This window comes from Stenotrophomonas sp. YJH_SMC_36 (assembly GCF_059369935.1).
Genome location: NZ_JCAFTD010000004.1, coordinates 121,110 through 136,121 on the forward strand (window position 1 = coordinate 121,110; position 15,012 = coordinate 136,121).

At 69.1% G+C, this 15,012-nt stretch carries 16 protein-coding genes; 14 read left to right on the forward strand and 2 right to left on the reverse strand.

The features are described from left to right. Positions 1–27: 27 nt before the first annotated feature. The gene (locus tag AC5P76_RS09170) at positions 28–327 is read right to left on the reverse strand and encodes an AzlD family protein (protein ID WP_053516356.1); all 300 of its coding nucleotides are present in this window, start codon (positions 325–327) and stop codon (positions 28–30) included. Further along, positions 324–1,058, reverse strand: coding sequence for an AzlC family ABC transporter permease (locus AC5P76_RS09175; RefSeq protein WP_253118541.1), 735 nt, complete (start codon positions 1,056–1,058; stop codon positions 324–326). Before AC5P76_RS09175 ends, AC5P76_RS09170 begins: the two co-directional genes overlap by 4 nt. A gap of 125 nt (positions 1,059–1,183) precedes the next feature. Here AC5P76_RS09175 and AC5P76_RS09180 point away from each other — a divergent pair, with 125 nt between their 5' ends. From AC5P76_RS09180 to AC5P76_RS09245, 14 genes are all read left to right on the forward strand, one after another. Continuing rightward, the gene (locus AC5P76_RS09180; RefSeq protein ID WP_128988259.1) at positions 1,184–1,648 is read left to right on the forward strand and encodes an Lrp/AsnC family transcriptional regulator; all 465 of its coding nucleotides are present in this window, start codon (positions 1,184–1,186) and stop codon (positions 1,646–1,648) included. A 148-nt stretch (positions 1,649–1,796) separates the two neighbouring features. Further along, a complete protein-coding gene (locus tag AC5P76_RS09185) occupies positions 1,797–2,477 on the forward strand; it encodes a TonB-dependent receptor (protein ID WP_128988257.1) in 681 nt (226 codons plus the stop codon). A 16-nt stretch (positions 2,478–2,493) separates the two neighbouring features. After that, on the forward strand, positions 2,494–3,024 hold the full coding sequence (locus tag AC5P76_RS09190; RefSeq protein ID WP_065182998.1) for an RNA polymerase sigma factor: 531 nt from the start codon (positions 2,494–2,496) through the stop codon (positions 3,022–3,024). Positions 3,025–3,093: 69 nt separating this feature from the next. Continuing rightward, complete coding sequence (locus tag AC5P76_RS09195; protein ID WP_317233193.1) at positions 3,094–4,074, forward strand: FecR family protein; 981 nt, start codon at positions 3,094–3,096, stop codon at positions 4,072–4,074. A gap of 53 nt (positions 4,075–4,127) precedes the next feature. Beyond that, positions 4,128–4,676 (forward strand): hypothetical protein, encoded by a 549-nt coding sequence (locus tag AC5P76_RS09200; RefSeq protein ID WP_065182997.1) that lies wholly within the window; start codon positions 4,128–4,130, stop codon positions 4,674–4,676. 143 nt (positions 4,677–4,819) lie between these two features. Continuing rightward, complete coding sequence (locus tag AC5P76_RS09205) at positions 4,820–5,380, forward strand: hypothetical protein (RefSeq protein WP_253118539.1); 561 nt, start codon at positions 4,820–4,822, stop codon at positions 5,378–5,380. Positions 5,381–5,437: 57 nt separating this feature from the next. Then, positions 5,438–5,875: a type II secretion system major pseudopilin GspG gene (gspG, locus tag AC5P76_RS09210; protein ID WP_253118538.1), complete on the forward strand. Its 438-nt coding sequence runs from the start codon at positions 5,438–5,440 to the stop codon at positions 5,873–5,875. Positions 5,876–5,929: 54 nt separating this feature from the next. Then, the gene (gspK, locus tag AC5P76_RS09215; protein WP_154582314.1) at positions 5,930–6,790 is read left to right on the forward strand and encodes a type II secretion system minor pseudopilin GspK; all 861 of its coding nucleotides are present in this window, start codon (positions 5,930–5,932) and stop codon (positions 6,788–6,790) included. Further along, positions 6,787–7,953 (forward strand): type II secretion system protein GspL, encoded by a 1,167-nt coding sequence (gene gspL, locus AC5P76_RS09220; protein ID WP_164152856.1) that lies wholly within the window; start codon positions 6,787–6,789, stop codon positions 7,951–7,953. The genes gspK and gspL overlap by 4 nt, the downstream gene beginning before the upstream one ends. After that, positions 7,950–8,477: a type II secretion system protein M gene (locus AC5P76_RS09225; protein WP_253161711.1), complete on the forward strand. Its 528-nt coding sequence runs from the start codon at positions 7,950–7,952 to the stop codon at positions 8,475–8,477. The genes gspL and AC5P76_RS09225 overlap by 4 nt, the downstream gene beginning before the upstream one ends. Next, positions 8,474–10,849 carry a type II secretion system secretin GspD gene (gene gspD / locus AC5P76_RS09230; protein WP_253118536.1) on the forward strand — a complete coding sequence of 792 codons (2,376 nt, stop codon included), beginning with the start codon at positions 8,474–8,476 and terminating at the stop codon, positions 10,847–10,849. Before AC5P76_RS09225 ends, gspD begins: the two co-directional genes overlap by 4 nt. Before the next feature lie 2 nt (positions 10,850–10,851). After that, on the forward strand, positions 10,852–12,288 hold the full coding sequence (gene gspE, locus AC5P76_RS09235) for a type II secretion system ATPase GspE (RefSeq protein WP_343245569.1): 1,437 nt from the start codon (positions 10,852–10,854) through the stop codon (positions 12,286–12,288). Between the two features lie 7 nt (positions 12,289–12,295). After that, on the forward strand, positions 12,296–13,495 hold the full coding sequence (gene gspF, locus AC5P76_RS09240) for a type II secretion system inner membrane protein GspF (protein WP_197600052.1): 1,200 nt from the start codon (positions 12,296–12,298) through the stop codon (positions 13,493–13,495). Positions 13,496–13,707: 212 nt separating this feature from the next. Beyond that, positions 13,708–14,883 carry a substrate-binding domain-containing protein gene (locus AC5P76_RS09245; RefSeq protein WP_253118535.1) on the forward strand — a complete coding sequence of 392 codons (1,176 nt, stop codon included), beginning with the start codon at positions 13,708–13,710 and terminating at the stop codon, positions 14,881–14,883. Positions 14,884–15,012: the final 129 nt, after the last annotated feature.

Below are 15,012 nucleotides of genomic sequence, written 5' to 3' on the forward strand. Positions count from 1 at the left end.
GCCGGGTCCCGCCCGGCCTGCCGTGAATCAGCCCAGCAGATGGCGCAGCAACCCGGCCGAGACCACGCCGATCAGCACGGTCGGCAGCATCGACAGCCGGGTGGCGGCCAGCAGGGTGATGGCCAGCGCAGCCAGATCGGCGGGCTTGTCGGCAACGAAATCCGGGGCGATCACCGAGATCAGCACGCAGCCCGGCGCGGCCTCCATGACCGTCACCGCACGCTTGCCGAGGGTGCGGTTGCGCAGGGCCAGGAAGCCGATGATGCGGGTGAGGTAGGTAACGGCTGCCATCAGCACGATGGTGAGCAGCGAGCTCCACTGGATCATGCCGCGTCCTCCGCCAGCAGCCAGGCGGCCACCAGCCCGGCCAGCGCACCACTGGCGACGTACCAGGCGCCGGGAACCAGCAGATGGGTGCCTGCGGCCACCAGCAGGCTGACCAGCCAGGGCCGCGCCGCGCGCAGCCCCTGCCACATGCCACGCAGCAGCACCAGGAACACCGCGGGGAAGGCCATGTCGAATCCATAGGCATGGATGTCGCCCAGCAGCGGGCCGGCGATCGCCCCCAACGTCGTGCAGGTCACCCAGACCACATACAGGCCGGCCGAGGTGCCCAGGTAGTAGGCGAGGCTGAAACCGTGCATGCGCCGCCGCGCGTCGGCGACACCCAGGGCCCAGCTTTCGTCGCACATGAAGAACAACGCCGGCAGCGTGCGACGGCGTGGCAGGTGCTGCAGCAGCGGTGCCAGGCTGGCCCCCATCAACAGATGGCGGCTGTTGACCAGCGCGGTGATGGCTACGATGAGCGCGATGTGCGGAGGTGACGTCCACAGCTCGACGGCGGCGAACTCCGAGCCACCGGCGAAGTTGAGCCCGGTCATGAGCGGTACTTCAAGCGCCGACAGGCCCTTCTGCGCAGCCTGTGCACCGAGCACCAGGGCGAAGGGAACAAAACCGATCATCACCGGCACGGCAGCGCGCAGGCCGCGCAGGAACTCGGCGCGGGGCGTGACGTGGCAGGGGGCGTCAGGCGGAAGGAGGGAGCGTGGGGCGTCCATGTGGCGGAAGCGAGTGAGGGGTGCTTCATCCTAGCGGCGACGGCACGAAATCGGGTTGCGTTGATGCCATTCAATTGAGAATGTTGCGCATCTGATGCGGCAGATGGCCATGAGGGTGAAATCCAATGCAATCTCAACTCGATAACCTTGATCGCCGGATTCTCGAGGCGCTGCAGGTCGATGGTCGTCTGCAGAACCTGGAGCTGGCCAGGCAGGTCGGTCTTTCGCCGTCGGCCTGCCTGCGCCGGGTCCGCCTGCTGGAGGAGGGCGGCTACATCGACCGCTACGTGGCGCTGCTGAACGAGACCAAGGTTGGACGGGGCTTCACCGTATTCGTGCGGGTCTGGCTGCGTGGGCAGGACGAGGACACCACCAACCACTTCATAAACAGCATCAAGTCCCTGCCGGAAGTGCTTGAATGTCATCTGATGGCAGGCGACTGCGATTTTCTGCTGCGGGTGGCCGTGGCCGACCTGGACGCGTATCGCCAGTTCCAGATCCGGCATCTGAACAGGATCGCCGGGGTGCAGAACACCAAGACCGAGATCCCGATGCAGCGGATCAAGCAGACCACCCGGCTGCCGCTCTGAGGCCGTGCCGCGCCGGTCGCCGGTGCGGCGGTCATCGCAATGACATCTGCCCCCGGTAGGGTCTGACCCCGCTTGCCGGTCGCGCGCGGGCGACCTCCCGGTCGTGCCGCCTGCCTCCGTCACAGCTGCGGTCGCTGCCGAGGGTCATGTGTTCAACGTCAGGGGGCTGGATGGACGCCACGCGGTCAGAACATGGAGAGTGGCCATCGCTGCGTGGCTGCTGCTGGCCTTCGTCGCCACGGCCGAGGACGACGTCCGTGCCTACGACATTCCGGCGCAGCCGCTGGAGCAGGCAGTGGAGCGCTTCAGCGTCAGCAGCGGGTGGTCGGTGATGTACGCCGGCGAACTCGCTGCCGGTCGGCGCAGTTACCCGCTGCACGCCAGCCTGCCGCCGCTGCAGGCGCTGCAGACCCTGCTGCAGGAGACCGGCGTCGAAGCCGAGGTGATCGGCGCGCAGCGCGTGGTGCTTCGGCTGGGCGCGCAACCCGAACGCGCAGCCGGTCCCGTCGGCCTGCTGCCGGAATCCGAGCGCAGCCGTCGTTTTGGAGGGCTGCAGCAGCGGCTGCGCGACGCGTTCTGTGACGACCCCCTGCTCGCACCGGGCCGCTACGCGGCGACGCTGCGTTTCCGCATCACCGCCGAGGGCCATGTCGACGATGCCGAACTGCTCGTCGGCAGCGGCGACGCCCGGCGCGATCGGCGCCTGCTGCTGGCTATCGGCAGGCTGGCGCCGTCCATCGACGCCGCCGCGTTGCCGCAGCCGGTGACGCTGCAGATCCAGCCCTCCCGTGCCGACCACGACTGCGGCCGGCGGCAGCCCCTTCCATGATTTCAAGGATTCGAACATGAGCAACGGAACGGCCGGGGCGGTGGACCTGATGGATCACCTGCTGGGGGCTTACGATGAACTCAAGCGCCGGCTGGTGCGCAAGCTGGGCTCGGAAGAGCTGGCAGGCGATGCGCTGCAGGACACCTGGATGCGCCTGAGCGCACGCCGCGACCGGCTGGACCCGGTGCAGAATCCGGCGGCCTATCTGCTGCGGATGGCGATGAACACCGTGATCGATCGGCAGCGCGCCGACCATCGCCTGCTCAGCCTGGAAGAAGTGGACGCGCTGATGGAGATGGCCGATCCGGGCCCCGGTCCGGCTCAGGCTGCGGAGCTTGATCGTGCCCTCGAAGACATGGTCGGCCTGCTGCACCGCATGCCCGAACGCCGCCGCCGGATCCTGCTGGCGATCCGCGTGGACGGCCTGCAGCAGCGGGACGTGGCCGAGCAGCTGGGCGTGTCGCTGCGGCTGGTGCAGCGCGAACTGAAAGCGGCCCAGGACTATCTGGCCGAGCGCAGCGGGCGGGACCGGCAGGTGCGGTTCTGACCGGCGGCGTCCGTCTACACTTTGACGCCGAGCAGAACCCCGCAGCGTGCGGGCATGGCTGGACTGCGCATGGACCCTGATGATCGCCCGCACCGCACGCTCGACGCCGTGGAGCGCCAGGCCCACGCCTGGGTGGTGCGTCTGACGTCGGGCGAGGCCACGGCAGCCGACGGACGCAGGTTCCGCCAATGGTGCGCGACCGATTCGCGTCACCGCGAAGCGTTTGCCCGTGCGCGGCGGCAATGGGAGCAGGTGCGCGTGGCCGGTGAGCAGGTCCCGGCTGCGGCGCGCCAGCCGCAGGCACCGGGCCTGGCACGGCGATGGAGCCGGCGTGCATTCCTGGGGGCGGCCATCGCCGCCCCCGCCAGCCTCGCCGTGGTGGCAGCGATCCGTCCACCGTTGGGGCTGTGGCCGTCGGTGAGTGCGATGGCGGCCGACTTCCATACCGGCACCGGCGAGCGCCTCCAGCTTGCGCTGACGCCGCAGTTGACGCTGGAGCTGGATACGCAGAGCAGTCTGCGGCGCCGGATGGGTGCGGGTGGCGAGGGTTACGAGCTGGTGCAGGGGCAGGCGGCATTCGAGACCGCTGCGGGTTCACGCCTCGCACTGTACGCGGGGCCGGGCTGTGTGACCGCCGATGAGGGCGCAGCCCGGCTGGACGTGCGCAATACCGGGGGACACGTCCGGGTGACGTGCCTGCGCGGCAGCGCCCGCATCGAGCACCCGCAGGGCCGGCTGCGGCTGCAGGCCGGACAGCAGACCCGCTACGACGAACGCCTGAGCGGCGTGGTGGCCGAGGCCGTGGCCGGCGAGGTCAGCGCCTGGACCGAAGGCATGCTGGTGTTCCGCCGCGCGCCGTTGCGCGAGGTGGTGGACGAGATCAATCGCTATCGCCGCGGCAGGGTCCTGCTCGGTGACGGCGCACAGGCGCGTGCGCCGGTCAGCGGTCGCTTCCGCATCGATGACCCGGACGCGGCGCTGGAACAGCTGCGGTTGACGCTGTCGTTGGAGCTGCGTCGCTTCCCGGGCGGTATCGCCGTCCTGGGGTAGAGTCCCCGGCCACGCGCGTCGTGTGGCTGCCGCATGCAAGGAGAAGCCAAGGAATGCGCAACGAGACCATCGGTGTGCTCGACCTGCGACGCAACCTGTCCGCATTGCTGGAGACCACGCAGCGGCGTCCATTGACGGTGCATCGCTATGGATCGCCCTGGGTCTGCGTGGTCTCCGATCCGCAGTGGCAGGAACAGTCCGTGCTGCTGGATTTCGACCCGCAGGGCCATCCGCTGGCTGCCCTGCTGAGGTTGCAGCAGGCGCTGTCGCTGCCGGAGAAGGGCAGCGTATCACCGGCAATGGCGGCCCGCGGTCTGCTGCTGATGGCGATGCATGGCATACAGGGCCTGCCACAGTTGCACGATCAGGTGATCCATCACCGCTTGTGGCACTGGTTCGTGGCCGGTGCGGTGACTGCGATGGACGGATGGCAGTTGCCGGCACTGCGCCAGGCCACGGCCGCGTTGCTGGCCGACGCGGACGCGGCCGGGTTGCTGTCCGCATTTGCCCGACGTCCCGACGTGATGGTGCTGGCACGACAATGCGGCGGCATCGCTCCGTTGCTGGATGCCGATGCCTGCAGGCGCATGACGTCGCTGTGACAGAGCGGCTGAAGCGCAACACACGGCACATCACGCGCAACGCGCTGTCGCTTCATCGACCCTGCTGACGTCTTCTCCAGAGTACGGCGCATCCGCGTCGTGGAGCGCAGGCAGCGTCGATGGCGGAACGTCGCAGGATCAGCATGCTCGAGCTGGATCGTCACCTGAGCCGGTCGCTGGAACAGGCCCGGCACGCGCCGCTGTGCGTACAGCGCTACGGGCATCCGTGGGTCTGGGTGCTTTCCAGCGACGCCTGGGCAGACGCCGCGCGATGGGCGGCGCTGGACGTCGAGGCGCATCCGCTGCTGGCGCTGCGCCGCGCAACCGATGCGCAACTGCCGGCGTGGCCGGAAGCAGCCATCGCGACGCTGCCCCTGGACATGGACGATGTCCGCCTGCTGCAGCGTGCCGCTCTGCTGCTGTGGGTGCAGGCACTGGACAGCGCGCAACGGGTACACGATGACCTGCGCCATCACCAGGTGTACCGCCGCTTCGTCGGCTTCGGCCGTGGCAGCGCCTGGTCGCCGACGCAATGCGTGCGGATCCTGCAGGCCAGTCGCCACCCGCTGCTGCGTCGCTGCGTGGAAGGCGCGTTGGCGGCAGTACCTGCAACGCTGCTGCAGTCGGCTGGCGTGCCGCCGGCGGGCGCCAGCGCAGACAGGGTGGAGCAGCAGCGAATTGCAGGTGGATGTTTATCGTACTGACACATGCGCCGCTGACCATGGTGCAGCGGTCCCTTCCAGGATGACGAGGGCGGAACAATGGCAAGACAGCTTCGTGGTGGCAGGGCCCGGCAGCACGGTTTCAGCCTGATCGAGATCATGGTGGTGGTGGTGATCATCGGCATTCTTGCCGCACTGATCGTGCCGCGCCTGATGGATCGTCCCGATCAGGCGCGGGTGGTGGCGGCACGCCAGGACATCGCCGCACTGATGCAGGCGCTGAAGCTCTATCGCCTGGACAATGGCCGCTACCCCAGCAACGAGCAGGGATTGCAGGCGTTGGTGGCGCCGCCCCAGAGCAGCGGCGCGATGCCGACAACCCCCTATCTGGACCGCCTGCCGAACGACCCGTGGGGGCATCCGTACCAGTACCAGAACCCGGGCGCGCACGGCGACATCGACGTGTTCTCCCTTGGCGCGGACAGCAAGGCCGGAGGTGATGCCGGCAATGCGGACATCGGCTCCTGGCAGCTGTGAGGTCCACCGATGTCGCCTCCGATGGCAGCCTTTCCGTGTCGTCGCCAGCAGGGCATGGCGGTGATCGTCGCGATGCTGGTGGTCGCACTGGTGGCGGTGATCGCGACCGCGCTGCTGACCCGCCAGGCCGCGCAGCTGCGTGCGCTGCGTGGCGACCAGCTGCGGGCGCAGGTACGCATGGCCGTGGATGCCGCGCTGGAGCGCGCGGGGCAGCAGCTTCGTGACGACGCGCGCGAGCAGCTGACCACCGTGCGCGACGGTCGCTGGGCACGGCCGGTGCAGCTGGATGCGCCGCTGCCGGTGCGCCTGCAGATGGTGGACGCGCAGTCGCTGTTCAACCTGCGCAACCTGTTGTCGCAGGGCCAACCGGATGCGCAGGCGCGGCAGGCCTTCGTGGCGCTGTGCGTGGAGCAGGGGGTGTCTGCGGCTACATGCAGCGGTGCCGCGGACCACATCCAGGCACGGCTGCGCGACGGTGATCGCGCCGCGCAGGCGCCCCTGCCGCGCGAAGCCCTGATCGGGCAGGCGCTGGCCGGTGCCGAGCCACGCGCCGTCCGGGCGTTGTCCCGGCGCACGGTGGTGTTGCCGGCGCAGACGCTGGTCAACGCCAATACGACTGACCTGGCCGTGCTGCAGGCGGTTGCACCCGGCGCTGATCCGGGCCGGCTGCGGGCGCTGGTGGACGAGCGCGATGGCGGCCGCTGGCTGCTCAACCGCGGTGATATCGCCAACCGCCTGCAGGTGAGCAGCGAGCAGATGTCGGTGATGCCGCTGGGCATCCACAGCGAATGGTTCCTGGCGGTCGGACAGGTCCAGGCAGACGACCGCGACGTCGATTTCCGCGCGTTGATCTGGCGTGAGTACCGCGATGACAGCGTGCGCGTGCAGCGTGTATGGACGAGGATCGGCGCATGAGCGTGCAGCTGCGGGTGCGCCTGCCGGCGCTGGATCGACTGCAGGCCGACAGCCGGGTGGAGTGGGCGCAACTGCAACGCGGTGACGTGGCGGCGCATGGCTGCGAGGCGCTATCGGCGCTGGGACAGCGCCATCCGCAGGCACAGGTGCACGCCTGCCTCGATCCGCATGACCTGATCCTGCTGGAACTGCAGCTGCCGCCGCTGTCAGGTCGCCGGCTGCAGGCCGCGCTGCAGGGCGAGGTGGAGGCGATGCTGCTGGACGACCTGCAGGATGTTGCGCTGGCCAATGGGCCGCAGGCGGCAGACGGGACCGTGCCGGTGGCATGGCTGGGCCAGCAGGCCGTGGCCCAGGCGCAGCAGCTGCTGGCGTCGTGCGGCCTGAGCCTGCAGGGGCTGTACCCGACGCCGCTGCTGCTGCCGTGGACGGAGGGGCGGGCCACGCTGGAGGCGAAGGGCGAGCACCTGCTGGTACGCAGCGGGCGCGACCGCGGCTTCGTGCAGTGGAGTGGCGGGCGCGACGTGGCAGGCGTGCTGCAGGCAACCTCCCTGCGCCTGCAGCAGGCCGGCGTGCAGGCCGTGCAATGGGTGCATGCGGTGCCTTCGGGTTGGCCCGGACACCTGCAGACCAGCACAGTGGCCGCGGGCAGCGAGGCCAGCGGCCCGCTGCCGGCATGGGCACTACCGCTGCAGCGCGGCGGACGACGCCTGCCACGAGTGGCGATCGGGCTGGCACTGGCGGCCGGGGTGCTCGCCGCGACGGGCCTGCAGTTGCAGGTCTCGCGCTGGCGCGGCGAAGGTGAGGCGTTGCAGCGGGAAATGACGCGGCAGTTCAGCGCGCAGTATCCGGAAATCACCGAGGTACTGGATCCGGTCCTGCAGGCACGGCGTGCGTTGGCCGCACCGGTGCAGACGGCTCCACTGCCGCGGATACAGCAACAGGTCGCGCTGGCATTGCAGGCGGTTCCGGAGCTGGCCGGCCGCGTTCGCGGCATGGACTACACGCCCGGCGCGCTTGAACTGGAACTGGACGCCGATGCGCAGGCGCTGGCCGATGATGCGCAGCATCTGGAACGATGGCAGCAGGCGGCGCAGGCGCAGGGCCTGCAGCTGGTCCGCCAGGGCGGTGGCCGCCTGCGGCTGAGCACCGGGGGCAGCCGATGAGGGTGCGGACTGCGTGGATGGAAGGCGGCATCGCGGCGCTGTCGCAGTGCTGGCGGCGCCTGCAGCTACGCGAGCGCGTCATGCTGACGACGATGGTGGGTGCACTGCTGGCCGCTGCGCTGTGGGCATTCTGGCTGGAGCCCCTGCTGAAGCAGCGCAGCTACTGGCAGGTTGAGCTGCCGCGCCTGCAGGCACAGATGCGGGCACTGGCGCCCTTGCTGGACGCGCGCGAGCGCCAGCGCCTGGCCCGGGAGCAGCGGCCGACACTGGCCAGCCTGCGTTCGCGGATCGCCGCCGCCGGCCTTGCCGATGGGGTGCGGGTCGACGCGCGCGATGGACGCTGGCACCTGCAGGTGCAGTCGGTGCCCGCCGATGTGCTCTGGAACTGGCTCCTGCCGCTGCTGGCCGACCCGACCATCGAACTGCAACGACTGCAACTGCAACGCACAGGGGACGCGGATATGCCGGCGGCACGTATTTCAGGAAGCATCGTGATGAAGGCCGTTGCGGGTGAGCTTCGATGAGGTCGATGCACGGTCTTGCCTGTGGCGCGGTGCTGGCTCTGGTCGTGGGGATGGTCCACCTGCCCGCGCCGGCATGGGCGCAGGATGCCAGCGACGAGCCGGTTCAGTTGAATCTGGTGGATACCGATATCGGTGGCGTGCTGCGGATGGCGGCGCGTTTCACCGGCCGCCAGTTCCTGATCGATCCACGCGTGACCGGCAAGATGACGGTGGTATCGGATGGTCCTGTCAGTCGCGCGCAGGCCTATCAGCTTCTGCTCGGCGCGCTGCGCATGCGTGGCTTCGCCGTGGTCGAGAACGGTGGCATCAGCCGGGTCGTGCCACAGGCCGATGCCAAGCTGCTGGGCGGCCGGGTAGGCGGCGGAGCGGCAGGTGGAGAGGTTGCCACACGGACCTTCGCGCTGCGTTACGAGAATGCGGCCGCACTGGTCGCGGTGCTGCGGCCGATGATCAGCCCGGACAACCCGATCACCGCCAACGCGGGCAACAATACGCTGGTCATCACCGACTATGCCGACAATCTGGAACGCATCGCGCGGGTGATCGCCAGCGTGGACACCCCGGCTGGCATGGACACCGACGTGGTCAAGCTGCAGCAGGGGATCGCCGTGGATGTGGCCGCGATGGTCGCACCGTTGCTGGATGCGCAGGGCGCCGAGCCGGGCCAGAAGGTGGTAGTGATGGCCGATCCGCGCAGCAACAGCGTGCTGCTGCGCTCCAGCAGCCCGGGGCGCACGCGGTTGGCACGCCAGCTGGTGGAGAAGCTGGACCGGGCACAGGACGAGTCCGGCAACCTGCATGTGGTCTATCTGCGCAATGCACAGGCCACCCAGCTGGCGGGTGTGCTGCGTGGCGTGGTGGCCGGGCAGAGCGACGCGCAGGCGATGGGCAGCAGCGAGGGCATCACGCCGCTGCCTGGCGGGGCCGCTCGCAGCGCGCCGACGCAGCCGCAGCCGCAGCAGGCCGGGGCCACGGGCAATGCGCTGCAGTCGCAGCGGCTCGATCCGGACCGGCGCGACCCCGCTGATGCCGGCAGCAGTGGCTTCAGCCAGAACGGCATCTCCGTACAGGCCGATGTCGCCACCAATACGCTGCTGATCTCGGCGCCGGAGCCGGTGTACCGCAACCTGCGTCGGGTGATCGACCAGCTCGACCAGCGGCGCGCGCAGGTGCTGGTGGAAAGCCTGATCGTGGAAGTCAACCATACCGATGCCGCTGAACTGGGGGTGCAGTGGATGTTGGGCAATGGCCGCACGTTCGCAGGCACCCACTTCGGTGGTGCGACCGGCGGCAGCGGCCTCAATGGCACGGCGCGCACCACGCTGGACGTGCTGCCGCGCGATGGCCTCAACGTGGGCGTGATCGATGGCACCATCACGCTGCCGGGCGTGGGCCAGATCCTCAACATGAAGGCACTGGCCAACGCGCTGCAGAGCAAGGGCGGTGCCAACATCCTGTCCACGCCGAACCTGATGACGCTGGATAACGAGGCCGCCAGCATCATGGTCGGCCAGACCGTCCCATTCGTCAGCGGCCGCTATGTCACCGACGGCGGAGGTGGCAGCAACAATCCGTTCCAGACCATCGAGCGCGAGGACATCGGCCTGAAGCTGCGGGTGCGCCCGCAGATCTCCGAAGGCGGGACGGTGAAGCTGGACATCTATCAGGAAGTGAGCAGCATCGACGGGCAGAGCTCCGGCAGCGAGGGCATCATCACCAACAAGCGGGCACTGGACACCAGCGTGCTGCTCGACGACGGCCAGATCATGGTGCTGGGCGGCCTGCTCGAGGACAGCGTCAGCCACGGTCGCGACGCGGTGCCGGGCCTGGGCCGGATTCCGGTACTGGGCGCGTTGTTCCGCAGCGACACGCGCAGGCGCGCCAAGACCAACCTGATGGTGTTCCTGCGACCGCACGTGGTGCGTGACCCGGCGGCCGGCCAGCGCCTGACCCGCGATCGCTACGACTACATGCGCAACGCCCAGGCCGGTGCACAGCCGGTGCAGAGCTGGGCATTGCCGGCGCTGTCTGCGCCGCAGCTGCCGCCACAGGACCTGGGTACGCTCGGCCAGGGCAACGCGCGCGACGGCCAGGGGCGACCATTGCAGAACACCAGTCTGGCCGCCCTGTACCCGACCGGCGAGGGCACCGCGCAACATGTGCAGTTCGCGCAGGGCCTGGACCCCGCACGCGCCGCGCAGGCGGTGGCGCAGGTGCGGGCATTGGGGCTGCAGGCGTACGCAGAAGCCACACCCGGCGCAGCGGGTCAGCGCCTGCGGGTGCGACTGCCACGCGATCCGGCACAGCTGGACCCGGCCCTGCAGCAGCTGCGGGGGTTGGGATACACCCCGGAACTGGTGATCGGGCCGTGACCGTGGCCAACGATCTGCGATCACTGCCGTATGCCTGGGTGCGCAGCCACGGGGTGATGCTGGCCGACACGGGTGATGGGCCGGTCCTGCTGGGTACCGCCGAGACCCCGGCCTGGGCTGTCGCCGAGCTTCGCCGCCTGCATGGACCCCTGCCGTTCCAGCAACTGGACAGTGCGGCCTGGCAGCAGCGGCTGGGCGAACAGTATCGTGACGGCGGCGACGCGGCGGCGGTCGTCGGCGCGGCGGAGAGCGAAGTCGACCTTGACCGGCTGATGCAGGACATGCCGGAGATCACCGATCTGCTGGACGCACAGGATGACGCGCCGGTGATCCGCATGATCAATGCGCTGCTGGCACAGGCCGCGCGCGATGGCGCCAGCGACCTGCACATCGAGCCGTTCGAGACCCATTCGGTGGTCCGCTACCGTGTCGATGGCACGCTGCGCGACATGGTGCAGCCGCGGCGCGCCCTGCATGCCGCCCTGGTGTCGCGCATCAAGATCATGGCGCACCTGGATATCGCCGAGAAGCGCCTGCCACAGGACGGACGCATCGCCCTCCGTGTGGGCGGCCGGCCGCTGGACATCCGCGTGTCCACCGTGCCGACCGGGCATGGCGAGCGGGCGGTGCTGCGGCTGCTGGAGAAGGATGCCGGCCGGCTGCAGCTGCAGCGCCTTGGCATGGCCGACGACACCCTGGCCACGTTCACTGGCCTGATCCGCCAGCCACACGGCATCGTGCTGGTCACCGGCCCGACCGGCAGTGGCAAGACCACCTCGCTGTACGCCGCGCTCGGCCAGCTCGACAGCAGCACCAGCAACATCCTCACCGTGGAGGATCCCGTGGAGTACGACTTCGCGGGCATCGGCCAGATCCAGGTCAACGCGCGTATCGGGATGACCTTCGGCACCGCCCTGCGTGCGATCCTGCGCCAGGATCCGGACACCATCATGATCGGTGAGATCCGCGACCTGGAAACCGCGCAGATCGCCGTGCAGTCGTCACTGACGGGTCATGGCGTGCTGGCCTCGCTGCATACCAACGATGCGATCTCGGCAGTGACCCGGCTGGCAGACATGGGGGTGGAGCCGTTCCTGCTGGCGTCTTCGCTGCGCGGTGTGCTGGCACAGCGGCTGGTAAGGCGCCTGTGCATGCAGTGCCGGCGCGCGGAGGTCGACGCCGACGGTCGCACGGTGTGGCGGGCAGTGGGCTGCGCAGCCTGCGCACACAGCGGCTACCGCGGGCGAACCGGCATCCATGAGCTGTTCGTGGTCGATGATCGGGTACGGGCGCGGATCCACGAGGGGCAGGGCGAGCCCGCGCTGCGCCAGGCGGCACGGGCCGCCGGCATGCGCAGCCTGCGCGAGGACGGCCAGCGCTGGGTCGACAGCGGGCTGACCACGCTGGAGGAAATCCTGCGCGTCAGCGGCGACGGGTGACGCGACGATGGCGCTGTTCGACTACCAGGCCGCCAACGCGCAGGGACGCATCGAGAAGGGCCAGGTGGATGCCGACAGCCCGCGTGGCGCGCGCCAGCTGCTGCGTGGGCGTGGGCTGACGCCCGTGCAGGTCAGCTCCGCGCGCGGCGCAGGCCGGGGCTGGGGAGCACGCCGGCTTTCGGCCAGCGAACTGGCCTGGGCCACGCGCCAGCTGGCCAGCCTGCTGGCCGCCAGCCTGCCGCTGGAGGGCGCATTGAGTGCCGTCATCGAGCAGGCAGAGCGACCGCATGTGGCCCAGGCGCTGACGTCGGTGCGCGCCGATGTGCGTGCAGGGCAGCGCTTGACCGTGGCCCTGGCGGCCCGGCCGCGCGACTTCCCGCCGATCTATCGCGCCCTGGTCGGCGCCGGCGAGGACTCGGGCGACCTGGCGCGGGTGATGGAACGCCTGGCCGATTACATCGAGGAGCGCAATGCGCTGCAGGCCAAGGTGCTCACGGCGTTCATCTATCCAGCGGCGATCAGTCTGGTATCGGTGGCGATCGTGATCTTCCTGCTCAGCTATGTGGTGCCGCAGGTGGTGACAGCGTTCGTGCAGGCACGGCAGACACTGCCGATGCTGACCCAGGTGATGCTGGCCGCCAGTGCGTTCGTGCGCAGCTGGGGTGCATGGACAGCGCTGGGCATCGGCCTGCTGGTTGCGGCATGGCGGCTGGCGTTGCGCCGCACCGATCTGCGCCTGCGCTGGGATGCGATGCTGCTGCGCGTACCGGTGATGGGGCGCTTCGTGCTTGGCGTGAACAGTGCGCGCTTCGCCTCGACGCTGGCCATCCTGCTCGATGCCGGCGTGCCATTGCTGCGCGCGCTGGAGGCAGCGCGGCAGACGCTGGGAAACGCGCTGCTGGCGCGCTGCGCCGAGGATGTCGCCGCGCGCGTGCGTGAAGGCGCGGCACTGGGCGCTGCGTTGAAAGTGCAGAAGGTCTATCCGCCGATCCTGGTGCATCTGGTCACCAGTGGTGAAAAGACCGGCACACTTGCGCCCCTGCTGGATCGCGCCGCGCAGACCCTCTCGCGCGAGATCGAGCGGCGCGCGATGGCACTGACCGCACTGCTCGAGCCGACCATGATCCTGGTGATGGGCGGGGTGGTGCTGACCATCGTGCTGGCGGTGCTGATGCCGATCATGGAAATGAACCAGCTCGTGCAGTGACGGGCGTGCGGCGCACAGGCCACGCTTCTCCACACAATCCTCCATACCTTTTTTCGATCTTCCACAGGTTTCTTAAGCGGCCTGTCATCGGCACGGACGAGCATGAGCCTGTCGTCGCGGAGCGGGCTGGGAGGCCCTCAGCGACAGCAGGCGTGTAGTGACCGTTCCTCCCTTGGCGTTTCCCTTCGCAGCAAACCCTTCAGGAGAAGATCATGTACAAGTACAAGACTCTGGCCGCGCTGGTTGCCACCGCGCTGCTCGCCACTGCCGGCGCCGCGTCGGCGCAGACCGTTACCGGCGGTGGTGCATCGCTGCCGGCCGACCTCTACAAGGGCCAGGCTGACAGCATCCTGCCGGCCAACTTCAGCTACGCCGTGACCGGTTCGGGCACCGGCAAGAAGGCGTTCCTGGAGAACAATTCGGCGCTGTTCTCGACCACCGGCACCGTGCATTTCGCTGGCAGCGACTCGGTGCTGAGCGCGACCGAACTGAGCACCTACACCACCAACTACAACCAGTCGACCAATGCGAACCGCTACGGCGCCCTGATCCAGGTGCCGTCGGTGGCCACCTCGGTGACCATCCCGTTCAACAAGCCGGGTTCGGCCGTCAACCTGAGCGTGGCGCAGATCTGTGGCGTGTTCTCCGGCGCGATCAGCGACTGGTCGACCATCGACGCCAACCGCAGCGGTCCGATCCGTGTGGTCTACCGCACCGAAAGCAGCGGCACCAGCGAAATGTTCACCCGCTTCCTGGCTGCCGCCTGCGCCGCTGAGCCGGCTGCGACCTCGAACCTGGTCGGCGGCACGTTCGCCGTGAAGTCGACCTTCGCCGACCTGTACAAGCGCGATGCCAACAACAACCTGCCGGCGTTCCTGGTCGCCGCGCCGGCCACGGGCGGCACCTCGCTGTACAACGCTGTCTATGCGGCGGATGGCCGCATCGGCTACGTCGGCCCGGACGTGATCCCGAGCCTGACCGATGCGACCAAGGTTGCCAAGGTCAAGGGCTTCTCGCCGGACCAGGTGAGCGTGCAGGCCACCCTGGATACCGTCGCTCCGCCGACCGGCACCGCTGCCGAGAACCCCGCCAACTGGGTGCCGGTGTTCGGCAACCCCTCGGCCGGCTATCCGATTGCCGGCTACACCAACCTGGTGATCGGCCAGTGCTACAAGGATTCGGCAGTTGCCACCAGCCTGCGCGGCTTCCTGGCCCGTCATTATCCGGCGACCTACCCGGCGGCCTACGAGGCGTCGATCACCGTCCATGGTTTCATCCCGCTGACCAAGGCCTGGCGCGATGCGATCCGCAACCGCTTCGTGCTGGCCAGCAGCGCAGCCGGCCTGAACAATCCCAGCACCTGTGCGGGCATCGGCCGTCCGCTGTAATCCGCAGCACCGCGTGAACCCTGTTTGACCCGGCGCCGGCCCCTGTGGCCGGCGTCGCCATTTCCGCCTTGCAGCGTGCAGCGCCATCGCCCGCTGCACGCTGTCGGCTTCATGTCATGCGAACCGTCT

Bases quoted from the DNA above. Each gene is read 5' to 3' on its own strand.
- AC5P76_RS09170 (WP_053516356.1), bottom strand. From the start codon at position 327: ATGATCCAGTGGAGCTCGCTGCTCACCATCGTGCTGATGGCAGCCGTT.
- AC5P76_RS09175 (WP_253118541.1), bottom strand. From the start codon at position 1,058: ATGGACGCCCCACGCTCCCTCCTTCCGCCTGACGCCCCCTGCCACGTC.
- AC5P76_RS09180 (WP_128988259.1), top strand. From the start codon at position 1,184: ATGCAATCTCAACTCGATAACCTTGATCGCCGGATTCTCGAGGCGCTG.
- AC5P76_RS09190 (WP_065182998.1), top strand. From the start codon at position 2,494: ATGAGCAACGGAACGGCCGGGGCGGTGGACCTGATGGATCACCTGCTG.
- AC5P76_RS09195 (WP_317233193.1), top strand. From the start codon at position 3,094: ATGGACCCTGATGATCGCCCGCACCGCACGCTCGACGCCGTGGAGCGC.
- AC5P76_RS09200 (WP_065182997.1), top strand. From the start codon at position 4,128: ATGCGCAACGAGACCATCGGTGTGCTCGACCTGCGACGCAACCTGTCC.
- AC5P76_RS09205 (WP_253118539.1), top strand. From the start codon at position 4,820: ATGCTCGAGCTGGATCGTCACCTGAGCCGGTCGCTGGAACAGGCCCGG.
- gspG (WP_253118538.1), top strand. From the start codon at position 5,438: ATGGCAAGACAGCTTCGTGGTGGCAGGGCCCGGCAGCACGGTTTCAGC.
- gspK (WP_154582314.1), top strand. From the start codon at position 5,930: ATGGCGGTGATCGTCGCGATGCTGGTGGTCGCACTGGTGGCGGTGATC.
- gspL (WP_164152856.1), top strand. From the start codon at position 6,787: ATGAGCGTGCAGCTGCGGGTGCGCCTGCCGGCGCTGGATCGACTGCAG.
- AC5P76_RS09225 (WP_253161711.1), top strand. From the start codon at position 7,950: ATGAGGGTGCGGACTGCGTGGATGGAAGGCGGCATCGCGGCGCTGTCG.
- gspD (WP_253118536.1), top strand. From the start codon at position 8,474: ATGAGGTCGATGCACGGTCTTGCCTGTGGCGCGGTGCTGGCTCTGGTC.
- gspF (WP_197600052.1), top strand. From the start codon at position 12,296: ATGGCGCTGTTCGACTACCAGGCCGCCAACGCGCAGGGACGCATCGAG.
- AC5P76_RS09245 (WP_253118535.1), top strand. From the start codon at position 13,708: ATGTACAAGTACAAGACTCTGGCCGCGCTGGTTGCCACCGCGCTGCTC.